Source organism: Vibrio sp. SS-MA-C1-2, from assembly GCF_021513135.1.
Lineage (GTDB): Bacteria > Pseudomonadota > Gammaproteobacteria > Enterobacterales > Vibrionaceae.
In genome coordinates, this window is sequence record NZ_CP090980.1 from 37,780 (window position 1) to 56,909 (window position 19,130).

A 19,130-nucleotide genomic window follows, 5' to 3' on the forward strand; every position below is an offset into this window, starting at 1 on the left:
TTAAATGACTCAATTAATATTAAAAACAGAACAAGAAGTAAGAGATCTAGTCAGAGGTTTAACATTTTTTGCTACTGGAGGTGGTGGTTTACCAAAAAATGGTATTGCTTCATTTATGAGTGAGCTTGATGCTGGCCGTGACATTATATTAGAAGATATTGATAGTATCGCTGATGATGCTATTACCGCGTGTCCATTTTTAATGGGATCTATTTCTCCTCATTCAGATGAAACAAAGAACGAAATGGAAGGTTTTGGCTTTACTGCGTCAATTAATAATGAAAAAGCAAGAATGCTTAAGGCAATTGAAGAGCTTGAAGAGTATACCGGTGTGAAAATTGATGCAATTATTCCTATTGAATTAGCTGGTGCTAATGCTCCAGCAGCTATTGCGGCTGCTCAAGCTTTAGGGAAAGTTGCTGTAAATGGTGATTACACTGGACGAGCTATTCCTGAGATTCAACAAACGACACCTTACTTAGCGGATAAACCGATTACACCTATTACATCAGTAGATGAGTGGGATAATGTTTGTTTAATTAAAAAAGCATCTAATTATCGTGTTGCTGAAAGATTAGGGAAATTAATTAGTGCTGGAGCATATGGCTTAGCAGGGCAAGCTGGATTTTTATTGTCAGGGAAAGAAGCAAAGGAATTACTTGTTCGAAACACTATGACGGAGTGTTATGAGCTAGGTAAGTTAATTAGAGAATGTAATGAACAAGGTAAAAATACAATTGAAGAAATATTAACTTCAACAAATGGCTATAAGATTTTCTCTGGAACAATTCAGGTTAAAGATGATGAGGATCGCATTGGTTATTACTGGGGCACTTATACCATAGAAGGTGTCGGTCAAGACCAAGGTAAGACATCTAAACTTTGGTTCAAAAATGAGCATCATATGTGTTGGATTAATGATGAGGTTGCTGTAACTAGCCCAGATACGATTGTTATGGTCGACACTCTCACTGGTGAGCCTATTCCAAATCCACTTTCCTATGTTGGTCAAGATGTCACTATTTTGGCTATTTCATCAAGAGAGCATTTTAAGACTCAAAAAGGGATTGATATTCTCGGACCTAAATATTTTGGATTTGATGAAGAGTATATTCCGGTTGAGCATCGTCAAGGTTAAATAGAATGAAGATTAAAGTGATTATTCCTGCAGCATCATCTGATTTTTTAGAAGCAAATAGAGCATCTCGAATTGAAATGGGTAAAGGCTTTGCCGATATTGAAGTTATTAATTGCCCTGATGGACCTGCGTCAATTGAATCGGCATTGGATGTTTCAAAAACAACGATGCCATTAGTAAAGGCAGCCATTAAAGCTGAAAATGAAGGTTATGATGCCATCACTATTGACTGTGCAGCAGATCCTAGCGTTAGAGCGGTTAAGGATGCAGTTTCTATCCCTGTATGTGCGGCTGGTGAAGCATCATATTCAGTAGCAATGATGCTTTCTGATACTTTTTCTATTATCGCTGTATTAGATAAAACTACATTGTTAATCAAAGAAAATATTTCAAAGTATGGTTTGAATAATCGTGTAACTTCTATTGTTTCGGCTAATGTTCCTGTATTGGATTTAGAAAGCGAATCTGCTTTTGATGCTATTTTATATCAAGCTGAGCTGGCTAAAAAAGAAGGGGCTGGAGCAATAGTATTGGGTTGTACAGGAATGTCTCGTTATACCAAGATATTATCTGAAAAGTTGGGCATTCCAGTTATTGATCCTGCTGCAGCAGCAATTCAATTAGCTATAGGATTATCCCTCGGAGAGCATAAATTAAGTAAAAAGGATTTTCCATATTGAGTCTAGGCCATATCAAACTTGAAATTATCTAAGTTTGATATGGCAATTTATTACATAAGAGAAGGAATTATTATGTCTAAGAAAAAAATGTATGATTATGAAGTTAGTTCAGTGCCATCTAATTCTCGTCGAACATTATTCAATTTAACCGTCGTAACTACTGGATTGGCTGTTGCGATGTCTACATTATATACGGGACAAGCTTTAGCTCCTAGCTTGTCACTTTTTCAAACAGTTATAGTCACTTTTATTGGTTGTCTTGCTCTATGGGCAATAATGCATGTTGCAGGTTCGATAGGCACTAAAACTGGTTATGCTACAGTTTTTAATACTCGACGGTGTTTAGGCAAGAAAGGCTCGCGAGTTTTAAGTTTAATCATGGCTATTCCTTTATTTGGTTGGTTTGCTTTTCAGGCTTCTTTTTTTGGACAAACTGTAAGTATTTTATTTCCAGATTCGACGGTATTCTCTCCAAATATTGCTGCTGTTTGGGGGGATTGTTAATGACCACAACCGCTATATTTGGGTATAAAGGATTAACATGGTTAAGTATGTTAGCATTCCCATTTTTATATTTATTTTCTCTATCTGGCGCTTACTTATCTCATTCTTCTGTTCCTATTTCTTCAATTGCAGAGCTTTTACCTAGTGAACCTATATCGATTGGAGCAGGTATTACCATTGTTATTGGTAGTTATGCTGTTGGAGCTGTTAATCAATCTGATATTTCTCGTTATGGTAAAAATAGTAAAGATAATTCGATTGCATCTGGATTAGCTATGATTTGTTTTTTTGTAGCTATCGTCGCTGGTACTTTGATGATTATGGCTACAGGTACTGCTAATATTATGCAAGCAGTAACAGTTCTTGGTATGGGAGCTTATGCTTTAGTCTTTATTTTATTGCTTCAATGGACTTCTAATGACAGTAATTTATATGCTGCAGCATTAGCTATATGTAATTTAAAGAAACTACCTAAATGGAAGGTATCATTAGTTATTGGTGTAATTAGTTCGTTAATTGCTGGAATGGGTATTTACCATTACTTTGATGCATTCTTGTCAATTTTAGGGACATTTATACCTCCTGTAGCGGGTGTGCTGGCAGTTGATTTTTATCTTTTAAATAAAGATAAACACTCTAAAGAGTATGTTGAAGGTGATGATATTGTCGATTATAACAAAGCTGGACTGATCTCATTCTTATCTGCTGGAATGGTAACATTCACTCTCTCGAAGTTAGGTTACTCAATTATGCCTGATGCTATAATGAGTATTCTTCTAGCATCATTTGGTTATTATTACTTAATGCAACGTCAAGTTAAACCAGTATTAGCATAATAACTATTAACCCTCTTTAGCTGTAATTGAACGTAGCATAAGAGGGTTTTTAAATGACAACTAGTTCCATATTCAGCATTTATTTATTCTTTAAAAACCAACATTTTTATTTGATTCTTCTTATTCAAAGATAACTGGAAACAAAAACCACATGAATGTTCCTGATATACCCCCTCCCAGTAATGCACTGAATAAGCAGAGAGTGAAAACTTTACTGTAGCTAATCAATAGGTATTTAAACATCTTATTGTTGATCTCTTGCTCGACAGTACGGGACATTACTGCTCGAATTTTCTCGGTGAGTGCTTCACTGGTATTTAATAATGTATCTGTTTGACTCAGTAAAGCATTCATTTTTATCGAGTAATCTCGGTCAAATTGCTCGGGTACTCCCTTCAGAGCTTCTTTCAATACATCTATTTCACTTTTTAACGATGTAGGGAGTTGTTTAATGATTTCTTCTAACTCAAAATGATCCGCAAGAAGGATTTTAAGCCTAGCATCAATGAGTTCTTCTATTTCAGTCATGGCTTAACTCCAAAGCTTGGAAAGCTAAATCAAATTCTTGATTAATACCTTCAATCAACCGTTTAACGGATCGTTCTTCTGAAAGTGACATTCGTTCTTCTTTGCTTTTTGCTTCTCGCAATAAGCATCTGAAGTCTCTATCATCATGTAAAACAGTTTTAAATGTTGTATCTAATTTAGATAACATTGAAAAAGCATTCGTTTCATAGATGGTTGATATTCGATTGGTGGATATTTCAGTTTGGCTAACCTTATTCAAGAAAGTAGAGTATTGCTTTTCTATGCGTATTTTTTTGTTTGCTCGATTGAAAATAAATTTAATCCTTTCAGCATCAACGCCTATAATTTGCAACATTTCAATGGTCGACACTGAGTCTATTTGTTGTTTTTCTGTTGGGGTTACGGGAACGATAAAATAATCAATATCTTCGTGGCTTCCTTTGAATTCTTTCATCTTAATCATAAAGTCTTCAATATTAGATGCCCCTACATCGATGATTGAACAGTCAGCGGAGTAGATTTCTTGAAATATTTCACTGAACTCATTGGATGAATATTTTTTATCATCCGTACCATCGTTATTTATGGTTTCAACTTTGATGATTTCTGAATTGTCTAATCGTGGTTTTAGTAGGTTTTCGCATATTGTAGATTTACCTACGTTCCCTGAATTATTTAATACAGCTAATTTTAGATACATAATTATTTTCCTCTGTACTCAGTCACTTTTTTTGTTATTTGAAATTCATTACTACATTTCCAACTCTTAACTTGTTCTGGAGTAATATTTAATGAATTTATTTTTTTAATTAAATAGTCCGATGTAATGCCGACATATTGCCAATCTTCTTTCGTGAAGTGAGTTGATTTCACTTCATCTTTTACAGGTTTTGTTATATTAATTGAGTCATCTTCCTTGTATTGAGTTTCGTTAGCTTCTTGCGATAAATGAATGTGAGAGTCTTCATTTAAACTTTTAGCGTGTCTAATTGAGCGAATAAAATAATCATAAGATGGAAGTTCTAAAGCAGTAAAGATGGATTTATAAGAGAAGCCCTCATTTTTTACTAAATACTCAATAATGTGAATGTGACGTTTGATGATTGACCTAAAGCTATAGTGTTTACTTTTTATATCTTGGCCTATTTGGGTTTTAAGTCGGTTAATATCCATTTTTATAACCTTTAAGAGATATTATTAATGAAAATTAATCAGTGTTCTAATAGTGTCTTTAAAGTGTGCTTTTTCTGTCTGTTAAGTGGCTATAAAGTGTCTTAAAACTGTCTGATAATTTGAAAGTTGTCTGAATAGTGTCTTATAACTGTTTTAATTATGTCTGTGAAGTGTCTGATTTGTGTCTTGAAAGTATCTTATTTAACAGTGGGTTAGTTGGTAATAGGCACGCTGTCGAAAGTATACAATCTCGTTCCTCGATGGTATGCTTTCGGCGTGCAAAGGGAAACCCCTTTAACCCCAAGATCAAAAACAAAGGCTTCAACTCGACGAGTTTGGTAATATGAATTTAACGTTGTGAATGCATCTATGAGCAGAGAAAATAAAGAACATATTATTACTTTTCGATTATCAAATGAGGACTTTAAGCCATTTGAAAAGGTGCTATTAAATACCGATCAAACGCGTTCTTCATTATTTAGAAAAGTGGTTATTACTAAATCAGAATTAATCTTTATTGATAAAGGAAAATTAGAAGAAAGTAAGAAGATCACTTTTCTTGCTAATAAAAGCGCAAATAATATTAATCAAATTGCTAAGCAACTTAATAAGTATCACAAATCAGGCGTGGTGACTGAGCAGTTATATCAGGAGGTGTTAAATAGATTAATCACAATTGAATCCTCATTTGTTAAGGCTATACAATATGTTAGCGCGAGTTAGTGCAGGGCAGTCAGGAATTATTGATTACCTTATATTAGGAAATAAGCAGGGGCGAGAACTTAGTCGAGATGAGTTAGATGAACGTGTTGTTATCGATGGAAATATTGAGATAACAGAGTCATTGGTTAAAGATCGCAAACCCAATAATTACCTTCATATTACTTTAAGTTTCTCAGAAAATGATATTTCTGTAGAAAAAGTAACGGAAGCGTATGAATTATATAAAGAGAAGGTGATGAGTGCATATGATTGTAATGAATACAATATTTATGCAGAAATCCATCAACCGAAAGTAAAAAACATAAAAGATAAAAAAACGGGTGAAAATATAGCGCGTTTATCACATGTTCATATTGTCTTACCCTTAGAAAACTTAGTGACTGGTAAACGCTTTAACCCTTTTGGTAAATATACCAATAACATTAATTATCATGATGCGATTCAAGAGTCAGTCAATCGAAAATTAAATTTATCATCACCTTATGATAATCAAAGGAAAGGGTTTATTAATCACTCTGATTTTATTAGTCGATATAAAGGTGACACGTTCAAAAAAGGTAATGTAGAGCTTAAAAAAACACTCTTCGATACTATCAATAATAAAAATATCCGCACGATGGAAGCGTTTGAGTCGGAATTATCTAAACATGGTCAAGTCTCGGTTGGAAAGAAGAACCAAGCTGATGAGTATTTGCAAATAAAGCCTCACGGTAAAAGTAAAAATATTCGCTTAAAAGAAGCATGTTTTAAGTCTGACTATATTGTTGATCGGCAGCTTGAATGCCCAAAGCCAACTGATAAAGAAATAAAGAAGCTAGTCAACGAATGGGCAAGCAGACGTAGCCATGAAATGAAGTATATTCATCCTGCTTCACTTAAAGAGCGAGAACATTATAAAAACCTAACCAAAGATGAAAAGAGGTGTTATCTCAATGACAAACAAATCAATCCTGGACAGGGGCGACGGCAAGTATGTCGACAGTCTCGTTTTAAACCAGTTACCCAAAAAACATTTACCGACATTAGAAACGGCTTGCCAAGTCTGTCCCAACGTCATGTGGATGGAGGAAACAGACAATCAAAATCAAATAGCCAAAGCATATTGCAGAATAATGAACGTGATCATTTGGAGCCCAATCGAACCGGTCGAAATAACGAATTGCGACGGTCTTCTAATAACAGACAGCGAAGAGGAGTAACCCCAACAACGGTAATAACACAGTTATTAAATAACCATAATGAAACCCAAATTAAAGAGATTGAAGCGCAACAATTTAAGCATATAAAACAAACATTAAAGCCTGAGTATTTATTAAAAGCGTTAGAAATAGCTCATGGGGTTGAACCTGATGACTATCTTAGTTTTCGAGCTAAAGATGGCAGTGCACGCATAAAGACAGGAGCTAGAGCGTTAAATGTCAGTGATTTCTGTACTAAATACATGAATCTCACCTGGGATGAAACCAAAGCTATTTTAAATACATCACATAAAAAGCAAGAGCAGACTGAGCTTGAAAATAAAGTAATCAATAGCATTACATTTATTAGTCAATATACCACGCAATCATCAAATAGAAATAAGCGAGCTAGATTAGATGAATCAATTATGGTGTTAAAACATTTACAAAAGCAGGAAAAACTTATGGATAATTTAAACCGAATATCTGGTAGTGAAGAAATTAGTCTTGTAAAAACCACAGAACAAGTTAAAAAACAGCAACAGCTATTAGAGCAGCTTTCAATGAAAATGAGTGATTTAGTTGCGGTTAAGGATGTAGAAAAAAGCCAAGTTCAATTTAAAGATAAGCATTCCGGATATAGTGTCTTTAAAGACTTGGGGCATGAAATTGTATTGAATGAGAGAAAACCATCAGATGATCATGTTGCTGCCGCAGTAACAATGGCGGCTGAAAAATTTGGTGAACTTAAAATCAGTGGAAATAAAGACTTTAAACAACAAGTTATTGATATTGCTGTAGTGAAAGATTTAAACGTTGTTTTTTCAGATAAAAGATTACAAGCTGAGTTCTTAGAGCAAAAAGCTAACTTTTCAGATCAGAACAAAGTCGATTCTTCAGATAGGATGCACGTGAAAGAGGCATCAAGCTACAGTGTCACTTATCAATATAAAGGTGATCACCTCAACGTTAAAGTGAATGATAAACAACCTAATGCAATGCCTTCTCAAGTTTTAGACCGCATTGTTAAAAGTGATGCCTTTTTAAAGAATTATTCTGTTAATGATATCCAATCCGGTAAATTAGATCTGAGTGAAGCAAAAGGGATACAACCCATCCCTAAAACATATGACGAAAATGCTCAACCAATCAGAGAAGAAAAGCAAACCAAATCAATTCAAGCCACAGTATAATGATAAAGACAGCGACTATTGATGAGGTATATGAAGCCGTCAACATTGTTTGGAATGAGTGTAACGGTAATTTACCTCTTAAATTTAAAATCAGAGAAACCGCAGAGGAATTGTATGGACAAGAAGCAGTTAAACAATACCCAAGACTCAAACAAGTTCAAGGGGCCTATTATCCTAGAGGACAACTCGTCGTTTTTACCTCCTCCGCAATCTTATTCGACAGCGGAAACGAGATGGAGGATGGAGGGAAAATCAGAACAAGAAGTCCAGGTGTTGTTGAAGCACTTATTGTCGCAAGACATGAAGTCTTAGGCCATTATGGTTTAAATACGTGTACTAAAGACGAAAAGCTCCGTATTTTAAATAAAATAATAGAATGCAGAAACGAGCCTTTTTTAAGGAAAGAGTGGGAAAATCTACAAGGTTCGTACGATTTAGTTTCTAACTTGACCAAAGCGGAAGAGGTCTTTTGCTTTACTGCAGAAAAAAAGCCTGTTCTAAACCGTGAGTTTTCTTTTCACGATAAGCCATTTTCAATTGAACATGTGGAGCAACTGGCAGCAAAAATTGCAGAAGGTATTCGATTAGGTTTAAGAACTCAACAAATTTTTCCTAAAGATGATCACTCGCCTTTTTCGATCAAAAGTAACTTTAATACAAAATATACCTGGTCTTCCTCTGATCAACAATTGCATTTAACGATTAATGACCAATCGCCAGACAAAATACCTGAAAAGTTATTAGCGACTATTGCGAGTAAAGACCGATTCCTAAAAAATTACTCATTAGAGCAGATACAATCAGGTAAGCTTGAACTAAGTCAGGCCAAAGGCACACAGCCTGTTCCTAAGCAGTATGATGAAGCAGGGCAGGCTGTGCGAGAAGAAAAAAAGACACAACCACTACAAGCTAAAGCGTAATTCCCCACTGTTATCGTTGTGCCAAAATGACACAAAACTTGCTAGTTGTACATTTTACGCTCATAATAATATGTGACATTTTTGACACAAAGGGAAATTATTATGGCTACAACGTTACCTCGCATCACGGCTAGAGTTGATGTTGACACACAAGAGCTACTTACAAAGGCTGCTGCTATTGCGGGCATGTCTAGTATTAATTCATTCGTTTTAAGTGCTGCCATCGAAAAAGCCAAACAAGTTATCGAACGAGAGCAAACCCTAAAACTTAGCCAAGCTGATGCTATGTTGCTAATGGAAGCGTTAGATCGCCCAGCACGTAAAAACTCAAAACTAAAAGCCGCTTCTGACCTATACGAACAAAAATCTCAATGATGAATACTGTTCTTCTTAATAAAGTTAAACATGATAGAACTCGATTTAATTGTGGTATCGAGGCTCTCAATAATTACTTAAAAGTAATGGCGAGCCAGCAAGCAAAAAAAGATAATACCAGAACGTTTGTTTTGGAAGATATCTATGATGATTCGCATATTATCGGCTTTTATACCCTAACAATGACACCAATTGATCTGAACGCATTACCAGAAAGGTTACAAAAAAAGCACCAGCCTTCAACTTCAGGCGGCCTTATTGCTCGTCTTGCTATCGATGATAGATATAAAGGTAAAGGTTTTGGTGAATGGCTTCTTATTGATGCTTTGAAAAAGCTATTAGCTGCGAGTGATAGTGTGGCATTTCCAATTGTTATTGTTGATGCTAAAGATGGCGCTAAACAATTTTATGAGCGTTATGGCTTCCAAGCATTTCAAGATGCAGAAAATAAGCTTTTTATCACTATTGCTGATTTGAGGGCGAGCTTAGGTTAAGTCATATATTAAGAACTGATACCAAGATATGAAAATCTATGGAACAGTGAATTAAAAATATCACTCATCCCAGTTTTTGATGATATCAGGAAGATCGGAAATAAACTCAGATAAATAGATGCGTCTTGCCTCACTTATTTGTGCCGATTGACCATAAATTTTCCAACGAAAGTCTTTATAACGATCTAACCACTCAATAAATACAGACGAAATATTGAGATTTTGATAGTGTCTAATGATTGTTTGGTTATATTCAGTATCTAAATAACGTAAATCATCCCATGCTAGCCCATCAAAAGAAATGCTATTTAGTTCTTCTTTTCGGTCATTGTAGACAATAAACGAAGTATCAAAGAAGTCATAAGCGGCATGTCGAATAATCGTGATACTTTCTTTATGCTCAAGAACTAATCGTGAATCTGGAATAATCTGTTTGTTTCTATCTACAGCTTCAAATATTAAATTAAACTCAGTGGTTATATCGAATGATTTCATGGGCTTGCCTTATATGTAGCATTGAAGTTATATGTTGTTTTGTTTTTCAAATTGTTGATAATTTGGCTTTCCTGCTTGGTCAAAAAGCAGTGTTTTGCAGGTTGGAAACCCTGAGCAACCCCAAAATGTACTTTTTTTCTTACCTTTGCGTTTAATTAAGCCTTTTGAACAAACAGGGCATAAAAACTCATTGGATACTTCTGCTTTTTGATGATTGAGATCGGGTTGGCCTTTTTTATCTGGATAGGAGTTTTTGCAATCAGGGTAGCCTGAACACGACCAAAATTGACCAAATTTACCTTTACGTAAAAGAAGGGCTTTCTTACAGTGAGGACATTCAGGCGCATCGCTTGTTATGTTTAAACCATGTTCATTAAGTAGATCTATTTGTGACTGAATATAATTATCAACATCACGAATAAAAGCTTGGACTGTTAGTGTTCCTTGCTTTATTTCAGCTTGTTTTTCTGTCCACATGGCGGATATGTTGGGTTGCGTAATTTCCACTGGTAGTGATGCGCAAAAAGCTTGACCGTTCTCTGTGGTTTTCCACACTTTTTCTTTATAGCCTTTTTCTTTTTCAATATTGACTAAATGTGCGTTGTTAGCAATTTTTCCTAAAATACTGGCACGTGTGGCTTCGGTTCCGATACTTCCGCGATCACTGCTCTCTTTATCCTTGGCTTCTAGCTTTTTTCTTAAATCAGGATCATCTATAAAACTCGCGGCTTTGGTCATGGCAGCAAGAAGAGTTGATTCAGTGAAGTATTTCGGTGGTTTGGTTTTTTTCTTTTTGATCTCAGCGTATTCACAGGTTGCTTTTTCATTGAATTTTAATTGCGATAAGTCAAACTCAATCGTATTTTCTTTTTCGACGGAGTGAAGTTGTTCCCAACCGATCTCGACTAAAATACTTTGTGTTGCAATGAATTGATGATCTGAATTCAAAAAGATAACGCGTGTTTTATCTCGGATCGAATCTAAATAAAACAGGCCAATAAAATAACGTGCGGCAAGTTCGTATACGTTCCGTTCTTGCTCTGATAATGTTTTAAAATTAATCGTTTGAGCGGTGGGGATAATGGCATGATGCGCTTCAATCCTTTCCGCATTAAACGCTTTATGTTTGAATGCCTGTGTATCGATATTGATATTATCAACCGACATATTTTTATGTATCGCATCGATGATATCTCTACTTTGATAGTAATGCTCATCAGATAAATAGCGATTATCACTGCGCGGATAGGTGAGTAGCTTGTGAGTTTCATAAAGTGACTGTGCAGTTTGCAACGTTTCTTCTGCACTGTAACCAAATTGCTTGGCACAAAGCTGTTGTAATGTTGATAAATTCAGTGGAAGTGGAGGGCTTTTAGATTCAGGCTTAGTAATAGCTTGGGTAATTAAAGCGTCATTGTCTGTTACGGCATCGACAATAAATTGTGCATTAGATTCAGAAATCAGCCTTTTCTTCTCATCAATTTGATCATGCTCGCTTGGGCTGTGCTTCGCTTTGATTAAACGCCCTTGGTAATTAAACGTTGCTTCAATATCGTAATAGTAAGTCTCTTGATGATTTACATTCACCAAAGTACGTTGATTAATTAAGCCAAGGACTGCACTTTGAACTCGTCCGACATTTAATACACTGTTTACGCCTTTTTCTCGACCTTTCAGCGTGCAAGCACGCGTTAAATTATACCCAAAACTTTGATCGGCTATTGAGCGTGCTAATGCACTTTGTCCAAGTGCTATATAATCTTGATTATCTTTCATCGCTAACAGCGCTTTCTTAACGGGCGCTAAATTAAGATCGGCGACCAATAAACGTTTAACAGGTTTGGTATTGCCGACATAATTGAGTATTTCATCAATCAACAGTTGCCCTTCGTCGTCAGGATCGCCGGCATGAACAATTTCATCTGCTTCTTCGATTAATTTGAAAATGACATGTAGGCGCTGCTTAGCTTCTTCTTTCTCTTTTAATTTAGGTGGGTATTGGGATGCAATGGGTAAATCTTTCAGTACCCATTTTTTTAACTTGGGATCATAATCTTCAGGATCGAAGAGTTCGAGCATATGACCAAAACAAGCGGTCACTTTATCTTGTTTGACAGTGTAATAACCTGATTGCATTTTACTGTTTTTATCTCCGCCTAAACCTTCAAAGATGGCTTTTGCAAGAGAAGGTTTTTCTGCTATAAAAAGTCGCATAACATATCCTTTTTAATCAAGTAAATTGTAATTTTTGTCAACACGATTTCCATCCCGATCAAAGTAATATCGTTCACCTAACTGCTCACCATCTTGGAACGTTTCAACATAAGCAGGGATCCTAACTCTATCAACGCACCACTGATTATTACTATTATCTGAGTAATTCCATTCTCGACAATACTCAACCCTTTGCTGATAGTTTGAACTCATGTTGCTGGGTGGAGCATCAGGACTGACACAACTAAAAAAATTGGGGAGGGGAGGCTTAAGCTTTTTAATGCGTTTTTTAAATGCTTTTTTAGCATCCCCACATCCACTGGGAAAACCCATTGGCAAACAGAGCCAAATAGCACAATCATCACTACTTGCTCGCACAGGGGGAGTAAAAAATGTCAAACTGAAGGAGATGACACTACAAATAAATAACTGATAAATCTTCATAAATAAACTCCAAAATTAGGTATAGCACTAGAGCTATACATTCAAAGTAAGGGGATTTCAGGGACATGTTTTTTAGAGTAATCGACACGTTCACTGAAGCCTTTCTCTTCAAAGTAAATGATTTTATCCATCACAAATGAACGTTGATTTTCTTTAAACATCAGTGTTTTTAGACCAATATCGACAGTGGCATGACGAACATGGCCAAGCTCGACAATTTCATGAGGCATGATCAAGGGACGTTTCTGTAAAGAGGTACTTTTACTCTTATTGCGATGTTTACCGGTTGATTTAGATTCACTCTCGACTTTGACGGTTTTAGTACCAAGTGTTTCAGAGATCTCTTTTACTCGTGCATTCACTTTTTTTGGTGGATAAATCACTTCAGCTATGAGATTAGAAATGATGTTATCAGCGCCTTCTTTGCCATACAGTGCCTTGTCTTCAAGCTGGCTCTTATCTTGATAAATGAGCATGTATCTCACGTTATACTGACGAGTAAAACCGATTGACCCTTTGATCTGATTCACTCGTCCAATCGCCGGAAACTCATCAAGTAACAATAAGCATTGATGGGTTAGTGTGGGATCTAACTCAGGAATAACACGAGTATTTTCATTAATGAGCTGTTCAAAAAAGAGATTAAGTAAACCTTGGAATCGAGTTTTATTCGGCGGCTGAACGCCAACATAAACAGTCATTCCTTTACGTCTTAAGTCTCTAAAATCAAAATCATTTCCGCTAACGGCTTTAGCAACCGTTTGATCGGAATAAATCGCCAGTGGTGCATTGAAGTTCGCAAGAATAGAGCCTTGCGTTTCATCTGGGAATGATAAAAAGGTATTAAACTCTCTTCGGCAATCTGCACTGACATATTCATTATCCACTTCTCTGGCCATCCAAGCAGAAAGACCACCCTCAACACCAACTAAGGATAAAAGGTAAGGAAAACTCGGGGATTGCTTAGAGATCGATTCTGCATCCAACATCCAGAGCGTTAAACCAAGAAAAAGTTTTCCTGAACTGGCAGGCCAAATATCAGATTTGCCATCACCCGTGAGTGGGTAAAGTGAATTAGACATGATCAAGATATCACCGACACGATACTCAGGAAGTCGACGAATATAATGAAAAGCATTCCAACGGTGGGAACGAACCACCCCGTTAATGCGCTCCTCTTCACTGGCGTTATAACCATCCGGCGCAAAGAGAAAGACCTCTTGCCCTTGGCTTTGTCGAAAGCCTGCGGTTTTAAAAAAGTTTTCTAATTTAATATCAGTATTCACAATGGAATCTGGATAGTTCACCATATTCGGTATAACAATCCCAACCCCTTTCCCTGAGCCTGTTGGGGCTGAAACACCGACAAACGTTTGTCCTTCTAATTCAACAAATCGCCCTTTGTACTTTCCTTTATTCATCTTGCCAAGTAATAGACAGGGCGCTTTTCTTTTCGTTGGAAAGAGTCCTGATTTACCCAGTTCAACATCCGTCGCCCAACGTGCCGAGCCGTGAATCTCTTCTTTATCTTTCATCGCAATGAGAATAAAAAGCCCCATCAATGTTGGAAATAAGGTGACGCCAATCGCCACCGCAATACCACCTTGCAAATAGGGCTTAATATCTAATGAGGTGTGATATTGACTCCAATAATCATAGAGAGAAGTAAATTGAAGATATTTAAAAGAGAGATTCGTCATTTTAAAGAACAGGGCAGCACCTGCATATTGACCAATAATGAAAAACAAAGCGGTACAACCAAGAAAGAGGGCGCAAAGTGTTATTTTTTTCTTTGCGTTAACCATAAAAAATAGACCTCCTGTGTATAGCATTTATGATATACATAAGTGATTAATGACTAAGTAATTGATTTTTATAGTGAGGGTCGAAATAAAGTTCAGTGAGATGAGTATGTTTAAAGAAAGCAATCACATCAATACTGCTATTTATCGTGCGTAAAATATGTTGAATATCCAAAGTTTGACCAACCTCAGATTGTTTAATTAACCCTGCAAGTCGAGCGGGCGCACTGCGGCAATTATTTGCATGAATCGTTGTTATTGATCCTTCGTGACCGGTGTTGAGCATTTCTAAATACGTCCACGCCTCATCTCCGCGTAACTCGGCAAGCATGACATGATCGGGTTTCATTCGCATGCAAGATTCAATTAATGCTTTTGGCCTGATCCCACCTTGTTTATAAAAAAGGTGCAAATGATTAGGGTGGTTGGGTAGGTCCAGTTCGTGAACATCTTCAATGGTGAAAAGACGTTTTGAAGTGGGATAGCAATCGACCAACGCTTTCATCACCGTTGTTTTACCGGAGCCAGTTCCTCCAACTAGCAAAATGTTTTGGTTAGCTTTAACCGCAGCATCAAAGAAACCTTGCATGTCACCCTTTGCTTTTAGATCTAATAAGTGACGTTGTAACTCAGTGAGTGTCACATCATCCATTCTTAGGTCACTGTATTGATCAAATCGACCTGAATTTTGATAATCCGATAAGGTAAATCGATTAAGTGAGGGCTTTCTAAATGTCATGCTGACTATATTTTTTTCAGTGGCAGGAGGGACGGCAATCTGTCCTCGTTCACCATCGGGTAAAATGACCGAAGCAACGGGATTATCTTCACCGATAGGAATACTTAAGCCAGCATAAACAGCCAGTGATTTGGCTAAATCTAAGCATAAATCAAAAGATAAGTTTGGGAGTGATAGGTTCTCCCATCCATTACCGCGATCAAACCAAACTTCAAAAGGTTGGTTAACCGCGACTTCGGTTAACCCATTGAGATCTAAAATAGATTGCAAGCCTGATGCAGTCAGTTGCGAACGAATAGTAATCGAGCTATCAAAGTTCAAGAGCATCTCCTAAATCTTACATTTTTGCTATGTATAGCAATAAAGCTACACATTAAAGTTGGGATACAAGCTTCTTGATTTCTGGCACATAACTCAATTTAGGCTTAATGCGAAAAAGCGGTATGTTTGCGGAACTGAGGGCGTAATTTTTATCATCATCACGTAATCGAGCCGCTTTACTCTGATGACTTTTATCATCCAGTTCGATAGCAAATTGAACTTGCGAAGTCTTCTTACGAATAACGGTAAAATCAACATGCTTTTTGGATACTTTATTAAAAGACGTGAAATCTTTTTTATCGAAGGGTAAGCACAAATCAGCGAGCCGTACTTTACAAGCAATGTAGTAATCATCAGGTAACAGAGCACAAAGTTGATTAAAAAATTGTTGTTCTGTTTTCGTATTTAAGTGTGAAATCGCGCGGAACTGACCACCAATCACCCCCTTTTTTTTCTTTTGTGGCTTATTTTGTTGTGACGGTTTCTTACTTGAATTTAAAATCAAACCAAAAGCCACAAAGCCTAAAGATAAGATCGTCAATACTAAATAAATGATATTCATTCCATTTCTCCTTATGTATATCATTGAAGCGATACGTTATTGAAAGCGATACACACTCGACATATCGATGTTTCGTGCAACAAGAATATTAATCTTTTGACCGATATAGGAATAACCCGTGGGGACAATATTAATCGACGAATCTAACGCTTTTGATGCCATATCGTTCGCATTGTCAGAAGAACTTTCATACTGCTCACTGCTTTGTTGATCACTCCATTTTGCAAGGGCATCATCAACAAAACTGAGTAAGATTGCTCCACCGAACCGTTGTGCGTAGTGATTATCTACCCACGCATCATGCCCACTTGCACCGAGACGACCAGTACCTAACGAATCGATTTGAATAGAGATATTCATCGGTGTTTCAATCGTTGTCCAATTGGTGAAGATCCGAGTCTTACCAGGTTCCATGGCGACTTTTTGTTCCCCTATGGCTAAAGAGCCTTTTTCAATGAGAAGTGAAGCCCCATTAGAGCTATAAACATCTTGGGTAACACGACAAGTGACAATACCTTGATAATCAGAAATGATTTGCGTGTAAATCGCGCAAGGGATCACGGCGCCATTAAGTAATAAAAAGTTATTAGACCGACGAACAAAAGCGCTGCCCGCTTGATAACGAGAACCTGTTAACGTGTCATTATAATTTGACTCATTAATAACAGGAGAGGAAGCTTGTTCACTGGATGCGGAATCCAACGCAACTAAAACGGAACCCGTTTTTTTTCTTTCCTTCGGTGTCATCGGTACCTCTGACTGAGAAGAGGTGGAAGAGGACGGTGACGGGGTTCGATTGACAACTGGCGGAGGTGGTAATGGAGGAAGCGGCTCACTTTCTTTTATTTCACTTCGTTGAACCTGAGGTTTATCATCTATATTCGTAATTTCTCGCTCTTTGGTTTTTTTATTCGCTTCTGCGAGTTCCTTCTCCTTACGTAATTTTTCAGCGGCTTTTTCTTTTTCACGTTGCGCCTTAAGCTTAGTAAAGTAAGTATTGCTTTCACGTAAAATACTTTGTTCAGCGCCCGCAGTGTGATTAGCTTCTGTCACGATATCTTTTGTCACAACGTCATCAGTGCGAGTAAAAAGATAAAAAACAACACCGATTATCACAACGAATGCAATCAAGGTAAAAAGACCAATGACCAACGATTTAGATTTAGTATGGGTAGATTTTTTTTCATCAATATTGAGGGTATTGCGATCGTGCTCAGTGACAGGAGAAATTTTATCATTCATCGATAACCTCTCTCACTTTATCGCTGCCGCTCGCATTTTCGTTAAACCCTTCAGTGATTATCGTATCAGAATATAAGCCAAGGATACGTTGACCTAGACGTAATCGAAAAGAAGTCGAAACACCTTGTAAAATCATCGTATCTTTTTCGATATGGTAGTTAATCAAAGATTCCTGACCATCAGAGGCGACTTGATAAGCCACAGGTAGTTCTAAGTTTTGACTGAATTTCAAGCAGGTAAAGCGCCCGTTGTCCCACATATACCGAGGTGATAACGTCATATCTCCTCGTTTTGAGTAAGCAAAATTCAAAGACTCGCCGGCACAAGGCAACACTTTTTCAGGGGCTGTAATGATAGGCTTAGGGGGTTTTGGATACTCAATCTTCACAACGTAATGAGGTTTTCTACTCAGTGATAATTGAAATGAATAAGTACGGTTTTTATTTGTTGTTACGATTAAATTAGTTTCAGGGCTTGCAGCGATTGGCTTTAAAAAAATATTATGGCCACGAACATCAATCCCCCATGCTTCACTATCACCAATACCAATTCCAGAACTCGATGATGAAATATGTTCACCGGATTCAAACTGAATTAATGTCGTTACTCCAACAGCAGCACGAACAAGCATGACATCGGATGGATTATACGTTGTCATGGTGATTCGATTATCAAAGAAATCAGGAGTAGGGGTGACAGCAGTATGAGCAGAGGAAGAAACAAAAATCAATAACAATAGTGACTTAATGGCACTGTTTAACACAATAAATCTCCTTATACTTTATGTATAGCATTAAAGGTATACACTAATCTAAAATCTCATCTTCTCGGTAAGAGGTGATGCGAAAACCAAGCGGATTAATATGACGTTCATCTTCAGTGTTGATAGTCGCGAGATAATCAAACGTCACGGTAGCCATCCAACGCTTATCAACATAATTGAGCGCGGGGCTATTATCTCGATTAACGATTTTCCGACTAAATCGAATTTGCGCTAAGGTTTGCTCATTTGATGTTTTCGGAAGAAACGTAATCCCATCAATGACAATATGAATATTGTTATTTTCAGCAAAAATCTCGGTGGGAGAAGTATCCGACATAATGTAGTTAGAGTATTGAGCAAAGACATGTTGAGCACTCATCAGCTTTACGGTATTAAATGAGTTCTGAACGGTTTCCCATTCATAACTATTACGCTCAGTAATAAAACGTCTTAGCCAATACTTATCAAGGACTTCACCGTAAGTAACAGAATTGGCATCTGATAAAGGGCGAACAACTTCGGTATAGCCTGTGGCATCGACCTTCAAAAGATAAGGCTCAATTTGCTTTAAAGGCATCATCATAATCACAGCCGCTACAGCTAAACTCGCCAATACCGCAAACACACTAACGAGTTTCCAAGCGGTTTTTGCTGATTTTTTGGCTATTTCAACGCGATCAGATTCAAAGGCTTTAATTTGCGAAAGGTACGCATCCACAACTTTCTTTGTGTTTTTTTTATGATTCGGTTTTTGTGCGTCTTGTTTATTCAACGCGAGGACTTTTTCTAACGATTCCTCCATGATT

Annotated in this window: 21 protein-coding genes; 9 read left to right on the forward strand and 12 right to left on the reverse strand. The window is 36.9% G+C overall.

All coding sequences use genetic code 11. From position 1 onward, the window contains the following. Positions 1 to 4: 4 nt before the first annotated feature. From L0B53_RS00185 to L0B53_RS00200, 4 genes are all read left to right on the forward strand, one after another. Positions 5 to 1,138, forward strand: coding sequence for a DUF917 domain-containing protein (locus L0B53_RS00185; protein ID WP_235059302.1), 1,134 nt, complete (start codon positions 5 to 7; stop codon positions 1,136 to 1,138). 5 nt (positions 1,139 to 1,143) lie between these two features. After that, the gene (locus L0B53_RS00190; RefSeq protein WP_235059303.1) at positions 1,144 to 1,818 is read left to right on the forward strand and encodes an aspartate/glutamate racemase family protein; all 675 of its coding nucleotides are present in this window, start codon (positions 1,144 to 1,146) and stop codon (positions 1,816 to 1,818) included. A 72-nt stretch (positions 1,819 to 1,890) separates the two neighbouring features. Next, the gene (locus L0B53_RS00195; RefSeq protein ID WP_235059304.1) at positions 1,891 to 2,322 is read left to right on the forward strand and encodes a cytosine permease; all 432 of its coding nucleotides are present in this window, start codon (positions 1,891 to 1,893) and stop codon (positions 2,320 to 2,322) included. Beyond that, on the forward strand, positions 2,322 to 3,158 hold the full coding sequence (locus L0B53_RS00200) for a cytosine permease (RefSeq protein WP_235059305.1): 837 nt from the start codon (positions 2,322 to 2,324) through the stop codon (positions 3,156 to 3,158). The genes L0B53_RS00195 and L0B53_RS00200 overlap by 1 nt, the downstream gene beginning before the upstream one ends. Before the next feature lie 120 nt (positions 3,159 to 3,278). Here L0B53_RS00200 and L0B53_RS00205 read toward each other — a convergent pair whose 3' ends face one another. From L0B53_RS00205 to L0B53_RS00215, 3 genes are read right to left on the reverse strand one after another with little or no spacing between them, the layout of a single operon-like run. Continuing rightward, positions 3,279 to 3,686 carry a hypothetical protein gene (locus tag L0B53_RS00205; RefSeq protein ID WP_235059306.1) on the reverse strand — a complete coding sequence of 136 codons (408 nt, stop codon included), beginning with the start codon at positions 3,684 to 3,686 and terminating at the stop codon, positions 3,279 to 3,281. Next, positions 3,679 to 4,386: a StbB family protein gene (gene stbB / locus L0B53_RS00210; protein WP_235059307.1), complete on the reverse strand. Its 708-nt coding sequence runs from the start codon at positions 4,384 to 4,386 to the stop codon at positions 3,679 to 3,681. The genes L0B53_RS00205 and stbB overlap by 8 nt, the downstream gene beginning before the upstream one ends. A 2-nt stretch (positions 4,387 to 4,388) precedes the next feature. Beyond that, positions 4,389 to 4,859: a hypothetical protein gene (locus L0B53_RS00215; protein WP_235059308.1), complete on the reverse strand. Its 471-nt coding sequence runs from the start codon at positions 4,857 to 4,859 to the stop codon at positions 4,389 to 4,391. 369 nt (positions 4,860 to 5,228) lie between these two features. On the opposite strand from L0B53_RS00215, the gene mobC reads away from it, so the two are divergent. The 5 genes from mobC to L0B53_RS00240 all read left to right on the forward strand — a co-directional run bounded on the left by mobC (position 5,229) and on the right by L0B53_RS00240 (position 9,742). After that, complete coding sequence (gene mobC / locus L0B53_RS00220) at positions 5,229 to 5,582, forward strand: plasmid mobilization relaxosome protein MobC (protein WP_235059309.1); 354 nt, start codon at positions 5,229 to 5,231, stop codon at positions 5,580 to 5,582. 121 nt (positions 5,583 to 5,703) lie between these two features. Continuing rightward, a complete protein-coding gene (locus L0B53_RS00225) occupies positions 5,704 to 7,953 on the forward strand; it encodes an LPD7 domain-containing protein (RefSeq protein WP_235059310.1) in 2,250 nt (749 codons plus the stop codon). After that, complete coding sequence (locus tag L0B53_RS00230; protein WP_235059311.1) at positions 7,953 to 8,873, forward strand: hypothetical protein; 921 nt, start codon at positions 7,953 to 7,955, stop codon at positions 8,871 to 8,873. The genes L0B53_RS00225 and L0B53_RS00230 overlap by 1 nt, the downstream gene beginning before the upstream one ends. Before the next feature lie 102 nt (positions 8,874 to 8,975). After that, positions 8,976 to 9,248, forward strand: a complete 273-nt coding sequence (locus L0B53_RS00235; RefSeq protein WP_235059312.1) for a DUF1778 domain-containing protein — start codon at positions 8,976 to 8,978, stop codon at positions 9,246 to 9,248. After that, positions 9,245 to 9,742, forward strand: coding sequence for a GNAT family N-acetyltransferase (locus tag L0B53_RS00240; protein WP_235059313.1), 498 nt, complete (start codon positions 9,245 to 9,247; stop codon positions 9,740 to 9,742). The genes L0B53_RS00235 and L0B53_RS00240 overlap by 4 nt, the downstream gene beginning before the upstream one ends. A gap of 60 nt (positions 9,743 to 9,802) precedes the next feature. On the opposite strand, the gene L0B53_RS00245 is transcribed toward L0B53_RS00240, so the two are convergent. The 9 genes from L0B53_RS00245 to L0B53_RS00285 are packed head-to-tail and all read right to left on the reverse strand — an operon-like array spanning position 9,803 to position 19,126. Further along, positions 9,803 to 10,237 (reverse strand): hypothetical protein, encoded by a 435-nt coding sequence (locus L0B53_RS00245; RefSeq protein WP_235059314.1) that lies wholly within the window; start codon positions 10,235 to 10,237, stop codon positions 9,803 to 9,805. A gap of 27 nt (positions 10,238 to 10,264) precedes the next feature. Beyond that, the gene (locus L0B53_RS00250; protein WP_235059315.1) at positions 10,265 to 12,451 is read right to left on the reverse strand and encodes a DNA topoisomerase; all 2,187 of its coding nucleotides are present in this window, start codon (positions 12,449 to 12,451) and stop codon (positions 10,265 to 10,267) included. Between the two features lie 12 nt (positions 12,452 to 12,463). Next, positions 12,464 to 12,895, reverse strand: a complete 432-nt coding sequence (locus L0B53_RS00255; protein ID WP_235059316.1) for a conjugal transfer protein — start codon at positions 12,893 to 12,895, stop codon at positions 12,464 to 12,466. A 41-nt stretch (positions 12,896 to 12,936) separates the two neighbouring features. Continuing rightward, positions 12,937 to 14,700, reverse strand: a complete 1,764-nt coding sequence (locus L0B53_RS00260; RefSeq protein ID WP_235059317.1) for a type IV secretory system conjugative DNA transfer family protein — start codon at positions 14,698 to 14,700, stop codon at positions 12,937 to 12,939. Positions 14,701 to 14,746: 46 nt separating this feature from the next. Beyond that, positions 14,747 to 15,763, reverse strand: a complete 1,017-nt coding sequence (gene virB11, locus L0B53_RS00265; RefSeq protein WP_235059318.1) for a P-type DNA transfer ATPase VirB11 — start codon at positions 15,761 to 15,763, stop codon at positions 14,747 to 14,749. A 46-nt stretch (positions 15,764 to 15,809) separates the two neighbouring features. Continuing rightward, positions 15,810 to 16,319 carry a DUF2726 domain-containing protein gene (locus tag L0B53_RS00270; protein ID WP_235059319.1) on the reverse strand — a complete coding sequence of 170 codons (510 nt, stop codon included), beginning with the start codon at positions 16,317 to 16,319 and terminating at the stop codon, positions 15,810 to 15,812. A gap of 36 nt (positions 16,320 to 16,355) precedes the next feature. Further along, positions 16,356 to 17,561: a TrbI/VirB10 family protein gene (locus L0B53_RS00275; RefSeq protein WP_235059320.1), complete on the reverse strand. Its 1,206-nt coding sequence runs from the start codon at positions 17,559 to 17,561 to the stop codon at positions 16,356 to 16,358. Beyond that, complete coding sequence (locus L0B53_RS00280; RefSeq protein ID WP_235059321.1) at positions 17,554 to 18,324, reverse strand: TrbG/VirB9 family P-type conjugative transfer protein; 771 nt, start codon at positions 18,322 to 18,324, stop codon at positions 17,554 to 17,556. The genes L0B53_RS00275 and L0B53_RS00280 overlap by 8 nt, the downstream gene beginning before the upstream one ends. A gap of 43 nt (positions 18,325 to 18,367) precedes the next feature. Continuing rightward, the gene (locus tag L0B53_RS00285; RefSeq protein ID WP_235059322.1) at positions 18,368 to 19,126 is read right to left on the reverse strand and encodes a virB8 family protein; all 759 of its coding nucleotides are present in this window, start codon (positions 19,124 to 19,126) and stop codon (positions 18,368 to 18,370) included. Positions 19,127 to 19,130 lie beyond the last annotated feature (4 nt).